The organism is Citrobacter sp. CF971 (assembly GCF_006385635.1).
GTDB lineage: Bacteria > Pseudomonadota > Gammaproteobacteria > Enterobacterales > Enterobacteriaceae > Citrobacter > Citrobacter freundii.
In genome coordinates, this window is the sequence record NZ_CP041051.1 from 3725999 (window position 1) to 3743600 (window position 17602).

At 39.0% G+C, this 17602-nt stretch carries 17 protein-coding genes and 3 pseudogenes; 15 read left to right on the top strand and 5 right to left on the bottom strand.

Annotation, left to right across the window (positions count from 1 at the left end; genetic code table 11):
* Positions 1-42: 42 nt before the first annotated feature.
* The 11 genes and pseudogenes from E6P06_RS21590 to E6P06_RS21640 all read left to right on the top strand — a co-directional run bounded on the left by E6P06_RS21590 (position 43) and on the right by E6P06_RS21640 (position 11250).
* Positions 43-3291 carry a type I restriction endonuclease subunit R gene (locus E6P06_RS21590; protein WP_139935699.1) on the top strand — a complete coding sequence of 1083 codons (3249 nt, stop codon included), beginning with the start codon at positions 43-45 and terminating at the stop codon, positions 3289-3291.
* 43 nt (positions 3292-3334) lie between these two features.
* Entirely contained in the window at positions 3335-3928 is a 594-nt protein-coding gene (gene kwaA, locus E6P06_RS21595) for an anti-phage protein KwaA (protein WP_001594372.1), read from the top strand.
* Positions 3929-3938: 10 nt separating this feature from the next.
* The gene (locus E6P06_RS21600; protein WP_016239773.1) at positions 3939-4910 is read left to right on the top strand and encodes a Kiwa anti-phage protein KwaB-like domain-containing protein; all 972 of its coding nucleotides are present in this window, start codon (positions 3939-3941) and stop codon (positions 4908-4910) included.
* 498 nt (positions 4911-5408) lie between these two features.
* Positions 5409-6395 carry an ankyrin repeat domain-containing protein gene (locus tag E6P06_RS21605; RefSeq protein WP_063849392.1) on the top strand — a complete coding sequence of 329 codons (987 nt, stop codon included), beginning with the start codon at positions 5409-5411 and terminating at the stop codon, positions 6393-6395.
* Between the two features lie 355 nt (positions 6396-6750).
* On the top strand, positions 6751-7191 hold the full coding sequence (locus tag E6P06_RS28315) for a hypothetical protein (RefSeq protein WP_023337664.1): 441 nt from the start codon (positions 6751-6753) through the stop codon (positions 7189-7191).
* 15 nt (positions 7192-7206) lie between these two features.
* Positions 7207-8151 (top strand): ankyrin repeat domain-containing protein, encoded by a 945-nt coding sequence (locus tag E6P06_RS21615; protein WP_063849393.1) that lies wholly within the window; start codon positions 7207-7209, stop codon positions 8149-8151.
* A 176-nt stretch (positions 8152-8327) separates the two neighbouring features.
* Positions 8328-8732: a hypothetical protein gene (locus E6P06_RS21620; RefSeq protein ID WP_049007389.1), complete on the top strand. Its 405-nt coding sequence runs from the start codon at positions 8328-8330 to the stop codon at positions 8730-8732.
* Positions 8729-10006 carry a relaxase/mobilization nuclease domain-containing protein gene (locus E6P06_RS21625; RefSeq protein ID WP_139935700.1) on the top strand — a complete coding sequence of 426 codons (1278 nt, stop codon included), beginning with the start codon at positions 8729-8731 and terminating at the stop codon, positions 10004-10006. Before E6P06_RS21620 ends, E6P06_RS21625 begins: the two co-directional genes overlap by 4 nt.
* A 189-nt stretch (positions 10007-10195) precedes the next feature.
* The gene (locus E6P06_RS21630) at positions 10196-10468 is read left to right on the top strand and encodes a hypothetical protein (RefSeq protein WP_071978083.1); all 273 of its coding nucleotides are present in this window, start codon (positions 10196-10198) and stop codon (positions 10466-10468) included.
* A 49-nt stretch (positions 10469-10517) separates the two neighbouring features.
* Positions 10518-10904: a hypothetical protein gene (locus E6P06_RS21635; protein WP_139935701.1), complete on the top strand. Its 387-nt coding sequence runs from the start codon at positions 10518-10520 to the stop codon at positions 10902-10904.
* Positions 10905-10930: 26 nt separating this feature from the next.
* Positions 10931-11250, top strand: a pseudogene (locus E6P06_RS21640) (cell wall-binding protein).
* 145 nt (positions 11251-11395) lie between these two features.
* On the opposite strand, the gene E6P06_RS21645 reads toward E6P06_RS21640, so the two are convergent.
* Positions 11396-11821 carry a hypothetical protein gene (locus tag E6P06_RS21645; protein WP_057058080.1) on the bottom strand — a complete coding sequence of 142 codons (426 nt, stop codon included), beginning with the start codon at positions 11819-11821 and terminating at the stop codon, positions 11396-11398.
* 992 nt (positions 11822-12813) lie between these two features.
* Between E6P06_RS21645 and E6P06_RS21650 the strand changes: the two genes are divergently transcribed.
* On the top strand, positions 12814-13377 hold the full coding sequence (locus tag E6P06_RS21650; protein ID WP_000072653.1) for a helix-turn-helix domain-containing protein: 564 nt from the start codon (positions 12814-12816) through the stop codon (positions 13375-13377).
* A gap of 69 nt (positions 13378-13446) precedes the next feature.
* Complete coding sequence (locus E6P06_RS21655; RefSeq protein WP_057058141.1) at positions 13447-13752, top strand: hypothetical protein; 306 nt, start codon at positions 13447-13449, stop codon at positions 13750-13752.
* 173 nt (positions 13753-13925) lie between these two features.
* Here the strand turns inward: E6P06_RS21655 and E6P06_RS21660 are convergent, their stop codons facing one another.
* The 3 genes from E6P06_RS21660 to E6P06_RS21670 all read right to left on the bottom strand — a co-directional run bounded on the left by E6P06_RS21660 (position 13926) and on the right by E6P06_RS21670 (position 15589).
* Positions 13926-14201 (bottom strand): hypothetical protein, encoded by a 276-nt coding sequence (locus tag E6P06_RS21660; RefSeq protein WP_063849396.1) that lies wholly within the window; start codon positions 14199-14201, stop codon positions 13926-13928.
* 204 nt (positions 14202-14405) lie between these two features.
* Positions 14406-14612 carry an AlpA family transcriptional regulator gene (locus E6P06_RS21665; RefSeq protein ID WP_001064738.1) on the bottom strand — a complete coding sequence of 69 codons (207 nt, stop codon included), beginning with the start codon at positions 14610-14612 and terminating at the stop codon, positions 14406-14408.
* 122 nt (positions 14613-14734) lie between these two features.
* Positions 14735-15589, bottom strand: a complete 855-nt coding sequence (locus tag E6P06_RS21670; RefSeq protein ID WP_000800614.1) for a DUF6387 family protein — start codon at positions 15587-15589, stop codon at positions 14735-14737.
* A gap of 240 nt (positions 15590-15829) precedes the next feature.
* On the opposite strand from E6P06_RS21670, the pseudogene E6P06_RS27770 reads away from it, so the two are divergent.
* A pseudogene (locus tag E6P06_RS27770) lies at positions 15830-15958 on the top strand (IS3 family transposase); the annotation flags it as partial.
* A 66-nt stretch (positions 15959-16024) separates the two neighbouring features.
* Here E6P06_RS27770 and E6P06_RS21680 read toward each other — a convergent pair.
* Positions 16025-16172 (bottom strand): annotated as a pseudogene (locus E6P06_RS21680) (ATP-binding protein); the annotation flags it as partial.
* Between the two features lie 174 nt (positions 16173-16346).
* On the opposite strand from E6P06_RS21680, the gene E6P06_RS21685 reads away from it, so the two are divergent.
* Positions 16347-17339 (top strand): ankyrin repeat domain-containing protein, encoded by a 993-nt coding sequence (locus E6P06_RS21685; protein WP_063849397.1) that lies wholly within the window; start codon positions 16347-16349, stop codon positions 17337-17339.
* Positions 17340-17602: the final 263 nt, after the last annotated feature.

The window sequence follows — 17602 nt, forward strand, 5'->3', positions numbered from 1 at the left end:
CACAGCCCGCTCTCAGATAAAGCGACAATAAGGACAGTACGCATGGCAAAGATGACCGAATCCGATATTGAAGTAATGGCGATTGAGCACCTGCAAGGGATGGGCTATGAATATGTTTACGGCCCGGACATTGAACCAAGTGGAATCAATACATTACGTAGCTATCAGCAGGTTATCCTTGAAGATAAGGTGCGTACTGCCCTACAACGCCTGAATCCTCACCTCAGTGAACAAAAGTGTGAGGAAGCCTTGAAACAGATGATGCAGATCAGCACACCTGACCTAATGACAAACAATCTGGCCTTTCATCGCCTGTTGACCGAAGGAATCAATATCGAAGTCAGCAAGGATGGTAATACACAAGGAGAGCTGGCCTGCCTGATCGACTTTAACGATCCCACTAATAATGAATTTCTGGTCATTAATCAGCTCACCATCAAAGAAGGCAACCATACCCGCCGACCGGACCTTATTTTATTCATCAACGGTCTACCATTAGTCGTTATCGAACTTAAAAATGCCGCTGACGAAAATGCTACGGTAACAGGTGCCTATAATCAGATTAAAACCTATCAGAACCAAATCCCCGGTCTGTTTAACTACAATGCTTTTAATGTGATATCTGACGGGCTGGAAGCCAAAGCGGGGACGGTTTCTGCCGATTTCAGTCGTTATATGACGTGGAAAACTGCTAACGGTAAAACGCAAGCCACCAGTACCCAACCACAGCTTGAAGTTTTATTACAGGGGTTGCTTAATCCTGTAACGCTGCTGGATATGATCCGCCACTTTATCGTGTTTGAGGCCAGCAAACATGAAGACAGCAAAGGGATTATCAGTATCCGTACTGTTAAAAAAATGGCAGCTTATCACCAGTACTACGCGGTCAATGCAGCAGTTCTTTCCACTATTCGTGCCTCAGCGGTGAATGCGGACTCCCCCTCTGCCGAAGTGGCACTGCGCCAGCAGGGACGTAACAGTAAAGATCTTGTTAATGCGCAAAAAACCGGAGATCGCAAAGCGGGCGTAGTCTGGCATACTCAGGGTTCCGGTAAATCGCTTTCGATGGTGTTTTATACCGGGAAAATTGTGCTGGCGCTGGATAATCCGACAGTTGTTGTGATCACTGACCGTAACGACTTAGATGATCAGCTGTTCGGTACGTTCTCTTCCGCGACACAGCTACTTCGTCAGACACCAAAACAGGCCGACAACCGGGAAGAACTCAAAGAATATTTGCGCGTAGCCTCTGGTGGTGTGGTGTTTACCACTATTCAAAAATTCCAGCCTGATGATGGCAGCAATATCTATGAGTTGTTGTCAGACAGGACCAATATTGTCGTTATCGCTGATGAAGCCCACCGTTCACAATACGGTTTCAGCGCCAAAGAAGTCGACGTGAAAGACAGCGAAGGCAACGTAACAGGTAAACGTACCGTTTATGGCTTTGCCAAATATATGCGTGATGCCTTGCCCAATGCGACCTATCTTGGCTTTACCGGAACCCCCATAGAAAAAACGGACGTAAACACACCTGCGGTTTTTGGTAACTACGTTGATATCTACGATATCTCACAGGCTGTAGAAGACGGTGCAACCGTGCGTATCTTCTATGAAAGCCGTCTTGCCAAAATTGCCATCAGTGACGAAGGTCGCCAGCTAATTGAAGACTTCGACGATGAGTTTAACGAAGACGAGCTGACGCTTACCCAGAAAGAACGGTCTAAATGGGCCAGAATCGAAGGTTTGATTGGCAGTTCAAAACGTATTAAAGCTATTGCGGCGGATATGGTTCAGCACTTTGAACAGCGCTTAAAATCTAATGCCGATCATGGCAAGGGCATGATTGTCACCATGTCCCGTCGTATTGCTGCTGAACTTTATAAAGAAATCATAGAGTTAAAACCTAAATGGCACAGCGATAATCTAAATGATGGCGTGATTAAAGTCGTCATGACCTCTTCTGCTGCTGACGGACCAGAAATCGCTAAACACCACACCACAAAAAAAGAACGTCAGGTTCTGGCTAATCGTATGAAGGATGACGACGACAAGCTGAAACTGGTGATAGTGCGTGATATGTGGTTAACCGGCTTCGACGCTCCCAGCATGCATACGCTGTATATCGACAAACCAATGAAAGGCCACAACCTCATGCAGGCAATTGCCCGTGTGAACCGTGTGTATAAAGATAAGATAGGCGGTCTGGTTGTTGACTATCTGGGCATTGCCTCTGATTTAAAAGAAGCCCTCTCCTTTTACTCTGATGCAGGTGGACGTGGAGATCCTGCTGAGGTTCAGGAAGAAGCTGTAACGCTCATGCAGGAAAAGCTGGAAATCCTGGAAGGCATGATGCATGGCTACGATTACAAAGCTTACTTTGCCGCAACTACTTCACAACGCCTGACAATTATTCTTGAATCAGAAAACCATATTTTAGGGCTGGATAACGGTAAAGGTAAAATGCGTTTCCTGGCTGCGGTTGCAGCCTTGTCGCAGGCATTTGCATTGGCGACACCGCACGATAAAGCAATGGAAGCGGCACCCGAAGTAGCATTCTTCCAGGCCGTAAAAGCCAGACTGAATAAATTTACTGAAAACTCAGCCGGATCAGAAGAAGAACACAATGACAGTCTGGAAGTTCGGGTAAAACAGACTATCGATCAGGCTCTGGTTACCGATAAAGTTGTTGATATTTTTGACGCTGCTGGGATACAAAAGCCAGATATTTCCGTTCTTTCTGAAGAATTCCTTCAGGAAATGAAGGATTACCAACACAAAAATATTGCTTTGGAAACGCTTAAAAAACTGCTTTCTGACGAGATTAAGGTTCGCTCGAATCAAAGTATCACCCAAGGCAAAAAACTGATTGATATGCTGACCTCTGCAATCAATGGCTACCAGAACAAGGTACTGACCGCAGCGGAGGTAATTGATGAGCTAATCAAGCTTGCCAAGACTATCCAGGAATCTGACAGCCTTGCCAGCCAGTTAAACCTCAGCGCTTATGAATATGCCTTCTATTCTGCTGTTGCAGATAACGACAGTGCTCGCGAGTTAATGGAAAAGGAAAAACTACGAGAACTGGCAGTCGTACTTACAGAGGCTATCCGCAACAATGTCAGTCTTGACTGGACAGTGAAAGAAGCAGCAAGAGCAAAAATTCGCGTGGTGGTAAAACGTCTGCTCAAAAAATATGGTTATCCACCCGATATGTCCTTGCTCGCCACAGAGACCATTTTGAAGCAGGCTGAACTTTTAGCTGGAGAATTAGGAAAATTATTCCCCTAGATTTTTAACATACAAACTATTTTAAGTTATACAGGAGAAGCTAATGGATAGCAGGCCATATCTTAAAACAGTACTATATATACTATCACTATGGCTTCTATTTTTATCATTATTAATTATGTCCTACGATAAGGTTTTGATAAAAAATGTGTGGGACTATATTTTTACTGAAAACTTTACTTTCTCAATCTCGTCATTGAAAGTGAGAAATATCGTTTTCATAGTTAGTTTGATTTTCATTTTTATTGGTGCAATTATTTTAATAGTCCTTGCAAATAGCTTTGGTTCGGGTTGGTCTGTTGCATGCACTGTCTCGGATATTAGCAATGAAAACCATGAACATTTAGAGTTTTTAACCACTTATATAATGCCCTTAGTTTTCACTGATGTCGATAGTAAGAGAACTGTATTAAATTTAGGGTTGATGATATTTGTAATCGGCGCAATATACGTAAAGACAAACCGGTTTTATTCTAACCCATCACTTGCAATACTCGGATTCAGAATATACAAAGCTAATGTTCATGACCGTGGAGTGAAAAAATGCACAGTAATCTGCCGCAGTGTTCTAAAGAGTACAGATAATATAAAGTATATAAAAATCGACGATGAAACTTATTTGGCTAAAATAGTGTAGAGGTCATGACATGTTCACTAACATTGAAAATATTTTAAAATCGAAACGCATCTCTGGTGAAGCTTTTTTTGTTGCTGATGTTCAAGGTACGATAGATATATTTAAGGTTAACCTTGAACCTGATGCTGAAAAAGATCTGACCACTTCATTTTCTAAAAGCTTAATCAATAATATTATTGAACCTAACAGAGGTAAAGTGGCAGTTCCACTTGTATCCACTTTATTAGAAAGAGATAAGCAAGTTTTCGAATATGATCACTTAACAATTAATCACCTCCCAATTGAATTTACTAAAATGAACAACGTGCTAAATTTCGGTGTCAATGGGAATGCAACACAGTTTGATTTTGCAACACAAAGCCTCACATCGGTAAAAGCCGTAATTTACCACCTTTGTGATGGTAATGGAAACAGCGTAGTCATTTACCAACATAAATATCCTGTTTCTCTACATAAGAAAACAAAAAAATCTTTCTTGAGTCTAAATGGCAGAACCTTAGATAAGATCACTCATGACAGTATTGATATAAATGACACTATTGACTTCTTCTTTTTTCAGAATAAGTACTATGCGCTAAACATTAAGCTTCTTGAAAGAATGTATGGATTAGAAAGTGTAATAGATAATCTTGCAAATAACTCAACGCCATTAATAATAAACCTTGGAATTGTTAATACACAAGGTATGCCAGTGCCACTAGATATTTTCAAGGATATGTATAAAGACAGAGCATTTATGCGTAGACTTGCTATGGTTTCAAAAGGGAACTTAGTAAAAACGGGAGTTTCAGTCCCTCAAATACAACAAGTTATGCAAAAATTCCCTGTATTTCAACGGAATATTGATCTAACAGGAGGATTAATAAACCTTAATACTAAAGATCAAAAGAGATATTTTATCCGACTTCTAAATAATGAAGCATCTTTTGCAGCACTTGATAACTCGCCCTTCCTGGCTGTTGAAAAAGACTCCGCTGCATAAATTTTAAATGAGCATCCTCAAGCCGAATAACTTAAAGGATGCTCTTCCAATTTTAATAAGCATTATCAACAGCAAAAAACCTCATAAAAAACACTACTCATTTAATTTCCAATATCAATAAGAACACGAATAATCACCATTATATTACTTGATCTTTTATATATCCTATAGCATAACTTTCCAAAGTATTAATATCTTAGCTTCTAATTATGTTCTTTATGCAGGTCAGCTCCCATCTGCAATATTCTTCCATACATTTAAAATATCTTTTTACTTACTTAAATAATCCAAACACAAACCAAAACATAGATAAATAATCTTATAAAAATAATCAATCCACATCACATAGGATAACCTTATCGGCCCATGTTCCATTAAGCTAAGAATAACCTCAAACAAACCAAATTAGATACATCCTTAATAAAACAAAAATAAATTTGAATACCGTAAAATCTGGTGTTATTAATATCTTGAAAACAACAGAAAGGAGATAAAAAAATGAAACCAAACGAAAGTAATAAAAATAACCTCTTCCGTGTAAAGTCAAAAAATGGTGTCCTTCGTTGCCTTAAGGCTGGCGTGGATATAAATATCTGTAATGACAAAGGTCAAACTGCTCTTTTTACCTGTAATGTACCCGAAGCTATACAGGCAATGATTTACGCTGACATTGACATTCACCACTTAGACAATGACGGAAACAATGCATTGTTTTATGCTCAAAATATAGAGACGGTGGAACTTCTTGTCAGCAATGGAATTAATGTAAACCACAGAAACAAGTCAGGCACCCTTGCCATACAGCATATTAATGTTTCACCTGGGTTAATAAAATATCTTATCAAAGCAGGACTAGATATCCATGCCAAAGATAGCTATGGCAATTCCTTTCTTTTCATTCCATTTGAAGGATATGTGTACGATGCACTAATTGAGGCTGGTTGCGACATTAATCATAAAAATATAAGTGGACAGACAGCATTCGATCACTGGCAGTCAGAAAATAATAGCATAGCTGGTAAATATACGCACTGGGAATCTAAAAATGATAACTACATGCGCTTCCTTATCCGTAATATTCACCTTACAAACAGTTCAAAAATTGTATTCAAGAACATTACATTTAAATCAATTGAGCTGTTGTCATTGCTTATAAAACAAAAAAATGAATTTGAGATAAGTGATAAATGTATCATAACACCAACAAATGCCGACGCTAAAAAATTAATTTTACAACTAAAGAAGCTGACAGACATTAGTCATGTTTGGTTTTACATAAGCAGTACATATCTACTGACGCACTATGCAGGAAGACTGCTAATTAAATGGTTAATACGTAATGATATAAAAGTTGATATAGAATCGCTAAAAGAACGCTACTTCTATGAAGAAATCCTCCAGGAAAAATCACAGAGAGAGCAAAAGGTTTTACGAACAACGCTTCAACCAGTTACCTGTAAAGCAATTACAAAAAAAAGATTATGAATTGAATCTGCCTGAACACTCTCCCCTTGGCTTTAACCTTTAGTTAGATAGCCAAGGGGCGCTAACATCATTAATTTAATACAAAGCCCCACACTGCACCTTAGCACTTTGATAAATTTATTTTTTAAAACACCCTCATCGCCAATTCATACAATATCAATCACTACTCTCAAACCAAATCAATCAAATAAAACACAGCACTTTTTGATAAAATAATATAACAATGAAAAACAACACCTTATATGAAATATAATAAAAATATAACTATTTAATTAAATAAATATAAAAATATATTTGCATTTTGTTTATTTAATAATATATATTTCCTTTGTTAATTAAATAAAGGAGAACTAAAATGAATAAAACAAACTATCCAAGCCTGACTAACTATCTCGCCAAAACAAAAAAGAACGCAGATCTTTATAGATTATATAATCCACAATTTTCACTTTTCTGCAAAAGTGACACTCAGGAGCAAAGATTTTATTTCGATTATTTCTCAAGACATATGGTCTCGAAGAGAAATATTTTAACCGTATTCTCTATCTATACATTCACCTCTTATAACATGAACAAAAAAGAGACAATAAAAAATTTCATTCGATTTCTCAAAACGACGAATGAAAGTACATTCCATAATGCTTTTTCATTTCGCGGTGGTAACATTTTGTATGTAAGCAACAAAAACATGTTGAAAGAGATCTCATGGTTTTCACTCGCTCGAATTTACGAAGACATTAAAAAAATAAAGGAATATAAAACCAACCATGACAACTATATCAGATTAGTCGCTTAACAGAGGAGAAAAATTATGAATAACAACGCAATAAATGCATTACTCTCTTGTAAAACTCCCAAAGACATTCAGGCTTGCATTAATGCAGGCTCCGATATTAATACACTGGATTCGTTTGGAAGAAATATACTGTTTTACTGTAAAAACCCAAGAATGATTGACACTCTGGTTAAAGCAGGAATAGATTTTAACCATGCTGACAACTATGGTCACAATGTTTTGTTTAACCAGCGAAATCCTCACATACTGAAAAAATTGATTGATTCCGGCGTAGATATACACCACAAAAATGGTCTCGGCCAAACCTGTTTATGCTCGTTAGCTGATAATATATCCTGTTGCAAAACCCTGATCAATGCTGGAATTAATGTCAACAATGTGGATAAATGCGGAAGAACAATACTTTTTTACGTAAAAAATCACTCTATCTTTGATTTGATGGTACAGGCCGGTTGCGATATAAACCATAGAGATAACCAGGGTCACGGTTTTTTTGAAATTTGCTATTCATTAGGCGATTTCAAAGCCAAAATGCTCATTCGTCATATTAGTATGAAGGATAGCAGTCCAGTAATTTTCAACTACCTCAACAGCGAAAGTCTGCAGATAATGGATTTGCTTCAGAAGAAAAACCTTAACTTTACTATCTCTGATAACTGCCAGGTTTATCTAAGTGCCAATGAAAATGAAATGAGCTCTTTCTTCAGTGAACTAAAGAAGAAGACAGATATCAGCAACACACATTTTCGCCATATTGTACTGCGAGGTTATGATTTACGCGAGGACATTGAAACCATTAAATGGTTTATCCGCAATGACATCAAAATAGATAAAAAACAACTGGAACAGCATATTCGACATGATGAGATTTGTAAATATATAGCAGAACATGAGAGAAAGAAACTTAGCGAAATTATGAAACAAACAATCTCTTTAATGCCAGTAAAACGTAGATTGTAACCTCCGCCCCTCCTCACTGTCATAATGAATTTAATATGAACCCTATTTTTACCCAGAGCAGATTACCTAATTAGCAATCTGCTCCACCTCTCTTATTTATAAATTTCGACACTGCCTTGACTTATTTTACCAATGCGCTAACTGTAGATCATGAACACATTTTAAAAAGGTTAGATATGCATAAAAACGAAAGTAAAGAAGATCTATCAAGAAGCTCAAGAAGAGGTAAATTCCATACAGCAAAATATTCACCTAATGAAGTTCGAAATCACTGCGTCAGCGTTCGGTTAAACGAAGAAGAATTATCTATTCTCGATAGTAAAAGAGGCCCTTATAAAAAAGGGGAATGGCTAAGAATGGCATCCCTCAACAAACTCCCACCGGTATTACCTGAAATCAATCGTGAAGCATGGATTAAACTCGGCTACCTTTCACAGGATTTAAACCGCCTGCTGAATCATCTCGACAGCAAAAGCCCTGACAGCGAACTGACCCGTACAGAACTCTTCGCCCTGCGCAGACAAATCAAAACTCTCAGGGATCACCTTATTCCATCAACCTTTCTGGAGCAAGACCAGTGAAAGGCATGCAGAAAATAAAGCGGGGTAAACAGTTTGCAGGTGTGGTTCTCTATAGCCTTAAGTCAGGATCTCACCACAAAATCACGCCTTATATTATCGGTGGCAACATGACGGGAAGCACTGCTGCTGAACTTATCAGTGAATTTGAAGGCACAAGACTACTGCGCCCCGGTGTCGCCAAACCTGTCTGGCATAATTCGCTTCGCCTGCCAAAGGGAGAAACACTGTCAGTCAGACAATGGGCGGCATTCGCTGACGATTATATGACCCGGATGGGATTCACTGAAACCCATCTTCGCTGCTATATCATGCACGATGATTCGGACGGGCAGCATATCCATATAATAGCTAACAGAATTAACATGGTCGGTGGGAAGCTGTACCTTGGGAAAAATGAAAATCTTATCAGTACCCGGATTATCAGCGAGCTGGAGAAAGTCCACAAACTCACTCAAACCACATCTGCAATCAGTAGTCATAGTCAGGAGAAAAGAAAGCCTTCCCGCAACGAGCTGATGATGGCTGAAAGAACGACAACTCCCTGCCCCAGGTTCACTCTGCAGAGCCTGATTGATAATGCGTTAACCGGCCGCCCTGATTTGCTGACTTTTATCGCTATGCTGGAAAAGGTAGACGTCAGCTGCAAACCCAATATCGCCTCAACGGGAAAAATGAACGGCTTTTCATTTCAGTACCAAGGTATTGCCTTTAAAGCCTCTCAATTGGGTAAAAAATATGGCTGGTCTTCCCTGCAAACATTGATTGATTTCGTACCGGAACATCTGACTTTACTGAAACAAGCACAAAAGCCAACAGTACCTGCACCTGTGCCATTAACAGTGCCAATGCCAGTGCCAATGCCAGTGCCAATGCCAATGCCAATGCCAATGCCAATGCCAATGCCAATGCCAATGCCATCATGCGAGTCTGAAGAACAGGCTGCAAACCGGGAAACGATTCTGGAGAAAATCCATCAGCTTGAAGAAAAAATTCGTCTGGAAAGACAACAGGAGACAGTGGGTATCATTCAGCTCAGGAGCAAACTGTACAATACAACCGGCCAGATACCCCTCCAGCGTCGCCTGAAGGTGTGGCTTTTATTACTCAACCAAATTGTTGTACTTCTAAAGCCCAGGGGACTGTCACTGCTGCATGCCACAACACATCCTTTCCGCAAGATTCTTCATCTGCACCTGTTAGCACCCGTTCCTTTCACAGCCACTCATTCTCCTCAGGAACAATCAGTTAGGAATAACCAGCACCACACACCATAAGGTGTGATAGTCCATAACAAAATGATTGTCAATAAATAATTGATCGTTTGTATAGATCGATAATGCAGTTATGATAGTCATAACCTATCACGAGGTAATCATCGATCGGTACAAGCAATTTTACTAAAGCGGGTCATTCATCGAAAATGTTCAAAAATACATCATCTTAAATCAGTCCTTGGAGTCACGATGGATAATAAAATGATTAGCTGCCCCTTCTGCTTTACACAAAGCCCACATGGTGTGCGGGTTTGCAAAGGCTGTCATGCAAAAGTGGCCTATGGTGAAAGCCCGCTCAGTGTGGCATTCTTGTTTCAATTCGTGGCATTAGCTATCGCCTGGTTAGTATTTTCATTAACCGGCAGCACTCCTGTCTCAGTCATTACGTTTTTTGCCAGCGTCATTATTCTTATCTGCATTATTAAAAAGAAATATGCAGACAGAGTTGTTTTTATACGGTGATATTAATTTTACACCACCGCAAACATAAAAAATTAATATGAGATAACTTATGAAAAGATTCATGATTTCTGTGTTTTTTATTTCTTCTTTCCTTATTTCTGGTTGTTCAACATCAGGCAATCAGCAACTGAAAAAAGAAACATCACAAAGTCTGCAGTCTAAAATCATCAAGAATAAAACAACGAAATCAGAAATCATTACCGCATTAGGTGAGCCCGAAACCAGAACCACACTTGATAGTGGCAATGAAGAATGGACTTATTCCATGGATAACAATCAGTTTGATGCCACCACATTCATTCCCATGATTGGGCTGCTGACAGGGGGTTCACAGACGCAGGCCAAAACGCTGGAAATCGAATTTAAAGGCGAAACGGTCAGCAAGTGGACGTTCTCTGAAAACAGCTGCAAGATGAAAACCGGTCTTATTCAATAACGTACTCTACAGTCTGGGATTATTTTATGAAAACATATGCATTTACCACACTCATCGCGTCCATTTTTTGCTGAGCGGTTGTACCGGTGAACCGTCTGAGCAGGATATTTACACTGCGATGAATAAGGTAGTGGAGCAGACGAATGCCATCGTTAAATCCATAGCAGGTAAAGATGTCCCGAAAGACGCACTGCGCGAATTAAAATCAGTCAAAAAGCATGACTGCGTAGAAGTCTCTGATAAAAGCTATAAATGCAATGTGACGGCTATTGTCGATAACGAAAAGCGTAATGCTGCTGTAACCCTTGTCAAAACGGATGATGGCTGGCAGGTCGTTGATAAGTAAACCCACCTTAAAGCCATCACGACAGGCGGGACGCCAACTGGGTGGCTCCTGCCTTTTTAATACTCGATTATGACCTGCCGGAAACGCCAGCTCCATTTCTCTCCACCATTCAGCATCCCATTCCTTGTACACGCTGCTGCCGCTATCAAAGTCTTTTCCTGATCACTGAGACTGGCGGAGTATAAGCCAGAGAGCCTGCAATGCGTTTCTTTTCATACTGAGCCAGCAAATCAGCATAAATATGCTCTGCTTCGTCCAGATTGCCTGAAATATAATTCACGAGCGAATTCAGGCAATGCAGTAATGTGTCACTGTTTGCGAGTTGCCTGAGCAGAGGGGCCTTCAGGGTAGAAACGACACCCATAAACATCTGCATGATATTATCAACGTGATAACACGAATTGCGATATTGCGCCCGTGAATAAAAATACTTCAGATGGTATCCAGCGAAAAGCACATAAAGTTTTCTGTAAAAATTATTGTTATTAACACTGTCGCGATGGTGTGTTATATATTTATCAACAACAAATATAAACTTTTCTTCCTGAGATGAAACACAAATATTACTCATAACCCTCTCCTTTTTTGTTTTTATAATTAAGTACTATCAGCTTTAAAATTTAAATCAATACAAAATTGAAAATATTTTATTTTAAAATGACAACTATTTATTCTTATAATACTGGAAACAGCTTTCGCTGTAGCAATGTTGAGTCCGATCGATTGCATTACCACTTCCTTTTTTCAAAAGCCAGGTAGTTTCCAGATTTCAGATAAAACCCCTTCAGGAATTTTTTTGAGAGAGTGCTACGCACTGGCTCACGCCCCCGACGACAGATATATGTTAATTATTTTTACCCGTCAGATGAAAACCCAACGTTTAATCTCCCTTGCAGCGCCGCTGAGTGCCCTCAGCACTCACACGCTGAAGCAAAAAGGATTTTTCCGAAGGGGTTCCGGCGTGAGCCGTATTAAGTTAACGGGTAAATCATGTAGTCGGGTCCACTCTTTCGCTAAACTCAGCAGTCTGAATCTCTGCGCGAAGCGTATTTGTGCTGAGAGCTAAACCCAACTGTCTGAACTCCTGCGCGAAGCGTATTTCTACTGACAGTTAAACACTATAGCAATGTTCTGAAGCCCAGTGGCGCAACACACAGGTGCGCGGGCTTCACTTAAGGAATAATATTACGAAGGAAAATCAGCAATAGCAGTGTTTATCAAACTGTGTACAATGGAATTTTGTGTCAGTCTAAAGCTAAATTTCGGTTTCTTGTTTCTTTATCACTCTTTTATCTTGCAAATACAAAAAGAAAATTAATAAATCACATCAACAAGTTAAGATAGAATATTGGTTGTATCTTTCAGAACCAAAAATTATTAATAACATAACAGGTGATGGTGAAATTTAGCACCCTTCGTAATAACTCTGACAACCCTTAATATTTCACTAAAAAATAATCACAGAGCAATAAATATAATATTTTTAAATTTTATTACTAATAATATTGACAAACAAATTTAATATGCCATATCTGTTATCACAATAATAAAAAAGGAGCCATTATGTCAAACACAAGTGTTATGTTAACTAAAGAACAAAAAGCAATTATTGCAGAAGCATTAGATGTTATGCCCGAAGATCTGGAAGAAATAAAAGTTAAAGCAAGTGCCTGTAAAAAGACATCCTTTCGTGACGATTTTTCGATGGTCTTTAAAGATAATACGGCCACGCTCGCCAGAATGGATCTGACACCAACGGCATTCAGAATTGTTATTTATCTCTTCTCAGTCATTGATTATGGAAATATTATCCCTGACTTTTCACAGTCACGTACCGCCAGAGAGTTAGGACTGAATAAATCGAATGTTTCACGTGCATTCAGGGAATTATTTGAGAGGAAAATACTGATCCGTAATGCTGAAGATGGTCAGGTTTACCTGAATTCTAATTTATGCGTAAAAGGTATTCCTCATCGTTTCAATGAAGATCTGATGGATAAATTCAGTAAATCCAGACTTGAGACTGAAGATTTTGCCACTTCATTCAACTTTTATCGCGCAGGGCGCAAAACAAAGCCTGTAAAAAAATCCAGAAACAGATATCCAACTGACGGCATTCCCTTTTAAAAGACATAACAGCGCGGTGATTTTACGCCCCACACCAGCGAAAAACTTAACAAAATAAAGGATATCTTTATGAAGCAAAGACTCCCTGCTTACCTTTACCAGAATAAATTATCAGATGAACAACGCAATCTGAACAATACTGCTCACAATGTGTTTTGGCTTCTCACATTAATCGCTTCATACACACCAGATAAAAACACTGTTTACCTGAACTTTCACCGTGCAACATCCATCGCACAACAGGAAGATATACATATTACGCCAGCCCGATTTTATCGGGCCATCGATGAACTGATTGATACGAATGTTATTATACCTACTGAGTTTAAATACCAGTATCGTTTAAACCCTGTATTTTTCAGTTATCTTAAATAAAACAAAGGGCAGAGAATGAAAGTTTAGGATATTCCTATCCTGCAATGCTTACTATAGCAAAACCACATGACCGCTATCAAAAGCACATAATTTTTATATATCATTACCAGTAGGATTAAAATAAGAAGGTACAGACTTGTGCTGTCTGTACCCATGATAATTTATTACAGACCTTACACCTTTTTACCTGTGTTATTCTTTCTGATAATATTTTTTTCATTGACAAGGTGCTCAATACACATTCGTACTTCATCATTAATGGTAACATCTGTAGCACCTTCGACCAGTATAGAACACAACAAATAAAGAAGGACGTGCTCAAACTCTATCTCTTCGACTGGATCTACATAATTACGATAGGTTTCAATAGCCTCATACAAGCTATCCGGTGAAGTCACAAATGCACATACAAAATCTTTATCTTCAGGTACTCTGATTGAATTATTCATTTTAAATCTCCTGTACTTATTAATTTATAATGTCACAGTAAAAATGCCATCATAATTCCCAGTAATGACTATTGTTATTACTTCTTAATACCAAAGCCTAACCTAATACTACTTATAAAATATCAGGCGGCCCTCGACTCATTGTTGAATAGCACCATTTATTTTTACACACCAAATTTAATACACTCATCATTAGCCCCGTAATCAGGCTGCATTTTTACGTGAACGTTCAATTGCAGATGCGATCCATTCATCAACTTCGCTTTCGACAAATGCAATTGCACGCGAACCAATTTTTATTGGTTGTGGAAATAAACCTTCGTTGATTAGACGATAAATCCAGGCCTTGCCATAGCCGGTTCTGTTCATAACTTCTGGCAAGCGAATTAGGCGGGTATTTTGATTGTTCATTTTGTTTTCCCTTTGTCGTTGTGATGGGATCACTATACGAACAGTTGGGAAAAGAAAGGAGCGAGCTTCCTAACTGCAGGGTTACGGTCTGCCCTGCAGTAGTAGACTTCGGGAATTCGAGATCAGTTAGAATCAGAGAGTTTCATCACATCTGAAACTCTCATGTTTTTCAGGTGGGGATTTCGGTTCATGAAAAAATTGAACTGCCTAATGAAGTCTATCGTTGCAGCTTTCATCGCAAGCGGACGATCTGAGTCTTTAATGTGATACCCTAAACGGGTAGTTGTTTCTTCATCTTCATCAGTATAAAGAAGCCGGGAGAGGCGATCATCTGAGATTCTTAGTTCTTTCCTTTTTGCCCAAAGTAAGATGTCCAGCATCGCAACCAACCTGTAATTTATGATTTTTTTAATGGTTCCATAGCCGAAACGAACGATACCGGTTTCATTAACTTCCACTCCTTTTACCGATCTCCATTGTGGCAGGGCCGCTTTTATCGATTCGGCTATTTCATCGTCAGTACCACTACCAAGATCGATTTCAAGCAACACCGTTTTCTCACATAAGGGAGACAAGAGTTGTGACACATAAGCTTCGTGATGAGGCGCATTAACACAATATTCATCGTTTCCTTCCTCCCAGGTGAAAAGATTCACACTAAGAGCCATCACACTAAGTTCAGCAAGCCTGGTGATATCCGTGATAAAAATGTGTGGAGGACTGTAGAGAGTATCGTTAACTGTTGGATAATCGAGATGCTTCCCTTTGAAAAGATGGGGGTTCCCACTGAAAATTTCAGTCATGTACACCCATAGCCCTTTCTTTTCTTCGTCAGTAGGCCCAGGCTTGTACAGAAGTGCTCTTGCCCAAAGTTCGTGATACAAGGCATTTAAACTGATGTCTTCGAGCTTGCGATAGTTATCTATGTCAAGCCAAGCTTTGATTTCTTTAGTATGCTCTGGTGACCAGTTTTTCAAAATTCAAATCTCCTGCCTTCTTAAAGATTTAAGTCATACGAATAGAGTTCAGTTAGTTTGAAAAAACTACCGTATTCACTAATCGATGAAAAGCAGTTCCTGCTTGCAAGTTAACCTAGCCAGAAGGAAGTTGAACTGAGAAATTTGTTATCTTTTGATGCAACTTGCCAGGGTCTACGTCCTGTCAGGAAAGGAGAGGCAGGGACATGGACCGACTACGCCCTGCCTCTTACTTTACTCTGGGCGTATCTTGTCGTTGTTCTCGACCTGTTCGCCAGAAAACCCGGAGGGGTGGGCAATGAAATTCAATTCTCACCTGACAACAAACTTACCATCAGAGCACTGGAAATGGTTTGGGAGCGCCAGGGGTCAACAACGGGTAAAAAGTGATCCGCATACCGCCACCACCGACGGTCTAATGTTGATCTACCTTGTTTACTCAGGATTAGCTTCAGCGATAACCCCGGCTTTCCGTTTTTGCTTCAGCCGATAGCCTTCTCCTTTTATTTGTACGACGTGTGTGATGTAAAATCCGGTTCAACATTGCCGATGTAATGGTAGCATCTCCCGCGAAGGTTTGGTCCTATAGTCCGGACGGCAGGTTACAGGCGTAAATTTACTGCAGGTGTTTCTGATGTATCCACGGGTGGTTTGTGGAAATTTTTATTCCGCACATCATGAACACCTTTCCCCAGCTGTTGCATTTCACAGAATTTCTGATATCTAATGACTTAAACATTTTTTCATGGGGGTGTTTATGGAATTAGTCATGTCCTTATTACAAAAGGGATTATTAGAAAAGGCATTAGACCTTGCCATTTCTGAATCATTCTTCAATGCAAGATCACCTGATGATATAAAGAAAGCTTTAAAAATAGGCTATGACATTAATGCTGTTAACAGTAACGGCAACAATGCCATTTTTGCCTGCAGAACCCTGGAAGCCATGGATTGCCTGCTCAGTTATGGAATTAATATACACCATATCAACGGACATGGGCAAAATGCGCTCTTTCATCAAAAAAATCCAGAAATACTGAAGAAACTGATTGAACTGGGTTTAGACACCTCGCATACGGATACTAATGGCTACACATGCATTTTTGAACATTACAGGAATGCTGAAGGATTGACAGAATTAATTAATGCTGGTTGTGATATAAATCACATCGATAAAAAAGGAATGAATATTCTCTTCCTGCCCCTTTCCCCGGAAGTTTTATCCGTAGCAATAGATGCTGGATGCAATGTCAATCAAATTGATCATTCAGGGAAAGGATTTATTGAAAATGTATATGATTATGAATTACATGATATCATTCTCTCGCATATTGATAAATTTGACAGAAGAACGCTGCATGTAGATTTTTGTGATCTCGACTCAGCCTTTTTCTTGTATTACCTTTCTGAACATGGATTCAAAATAGAACTTAATAAAGACCATTTCACCATTAACAGTTACATTGGTGATTATAAAGAAATCTTATCCATACTTGATTTCATCAGTGAAATTCATGATATTCACTTCTATAAATATAAAGGCGGCCCTCTCTATAAAGATATTGACAAGCGAATTGTAAAGTGGATGATAAGAAATAATCTCTTGGTTGATTTATCAAAAATAAATAAACACAAGGATTATGAAGAAATTAATTCATACAAAATCCGTCGAGAACAGAAAGAAATCTCCAGGCATTTAAAACCTGCTAAAAGTATATCTGCAACAGTCAAAAACGGCGGAAGATTGTGAGAGCTTATATGTGTGATTCATTCTCATTGTTTCAATATACTGCCTCAACATGAACAAAGAAATTCAGCATCAACTATATTGGGAATTACTCTATGAATCGTATGGTGCTAAGGGTCTGACGCCTCTGCCTGGTGATGTGGAAGCTGCAGGCAATTTTAAAATATCTGCTCGTTGTTTAGTGAACTTGTCAATCATTACCCAAGTGATATTGATTATCAGCACTCGTGCTGGATCACGGCACTTCTGGAAATAAAACTTAATGA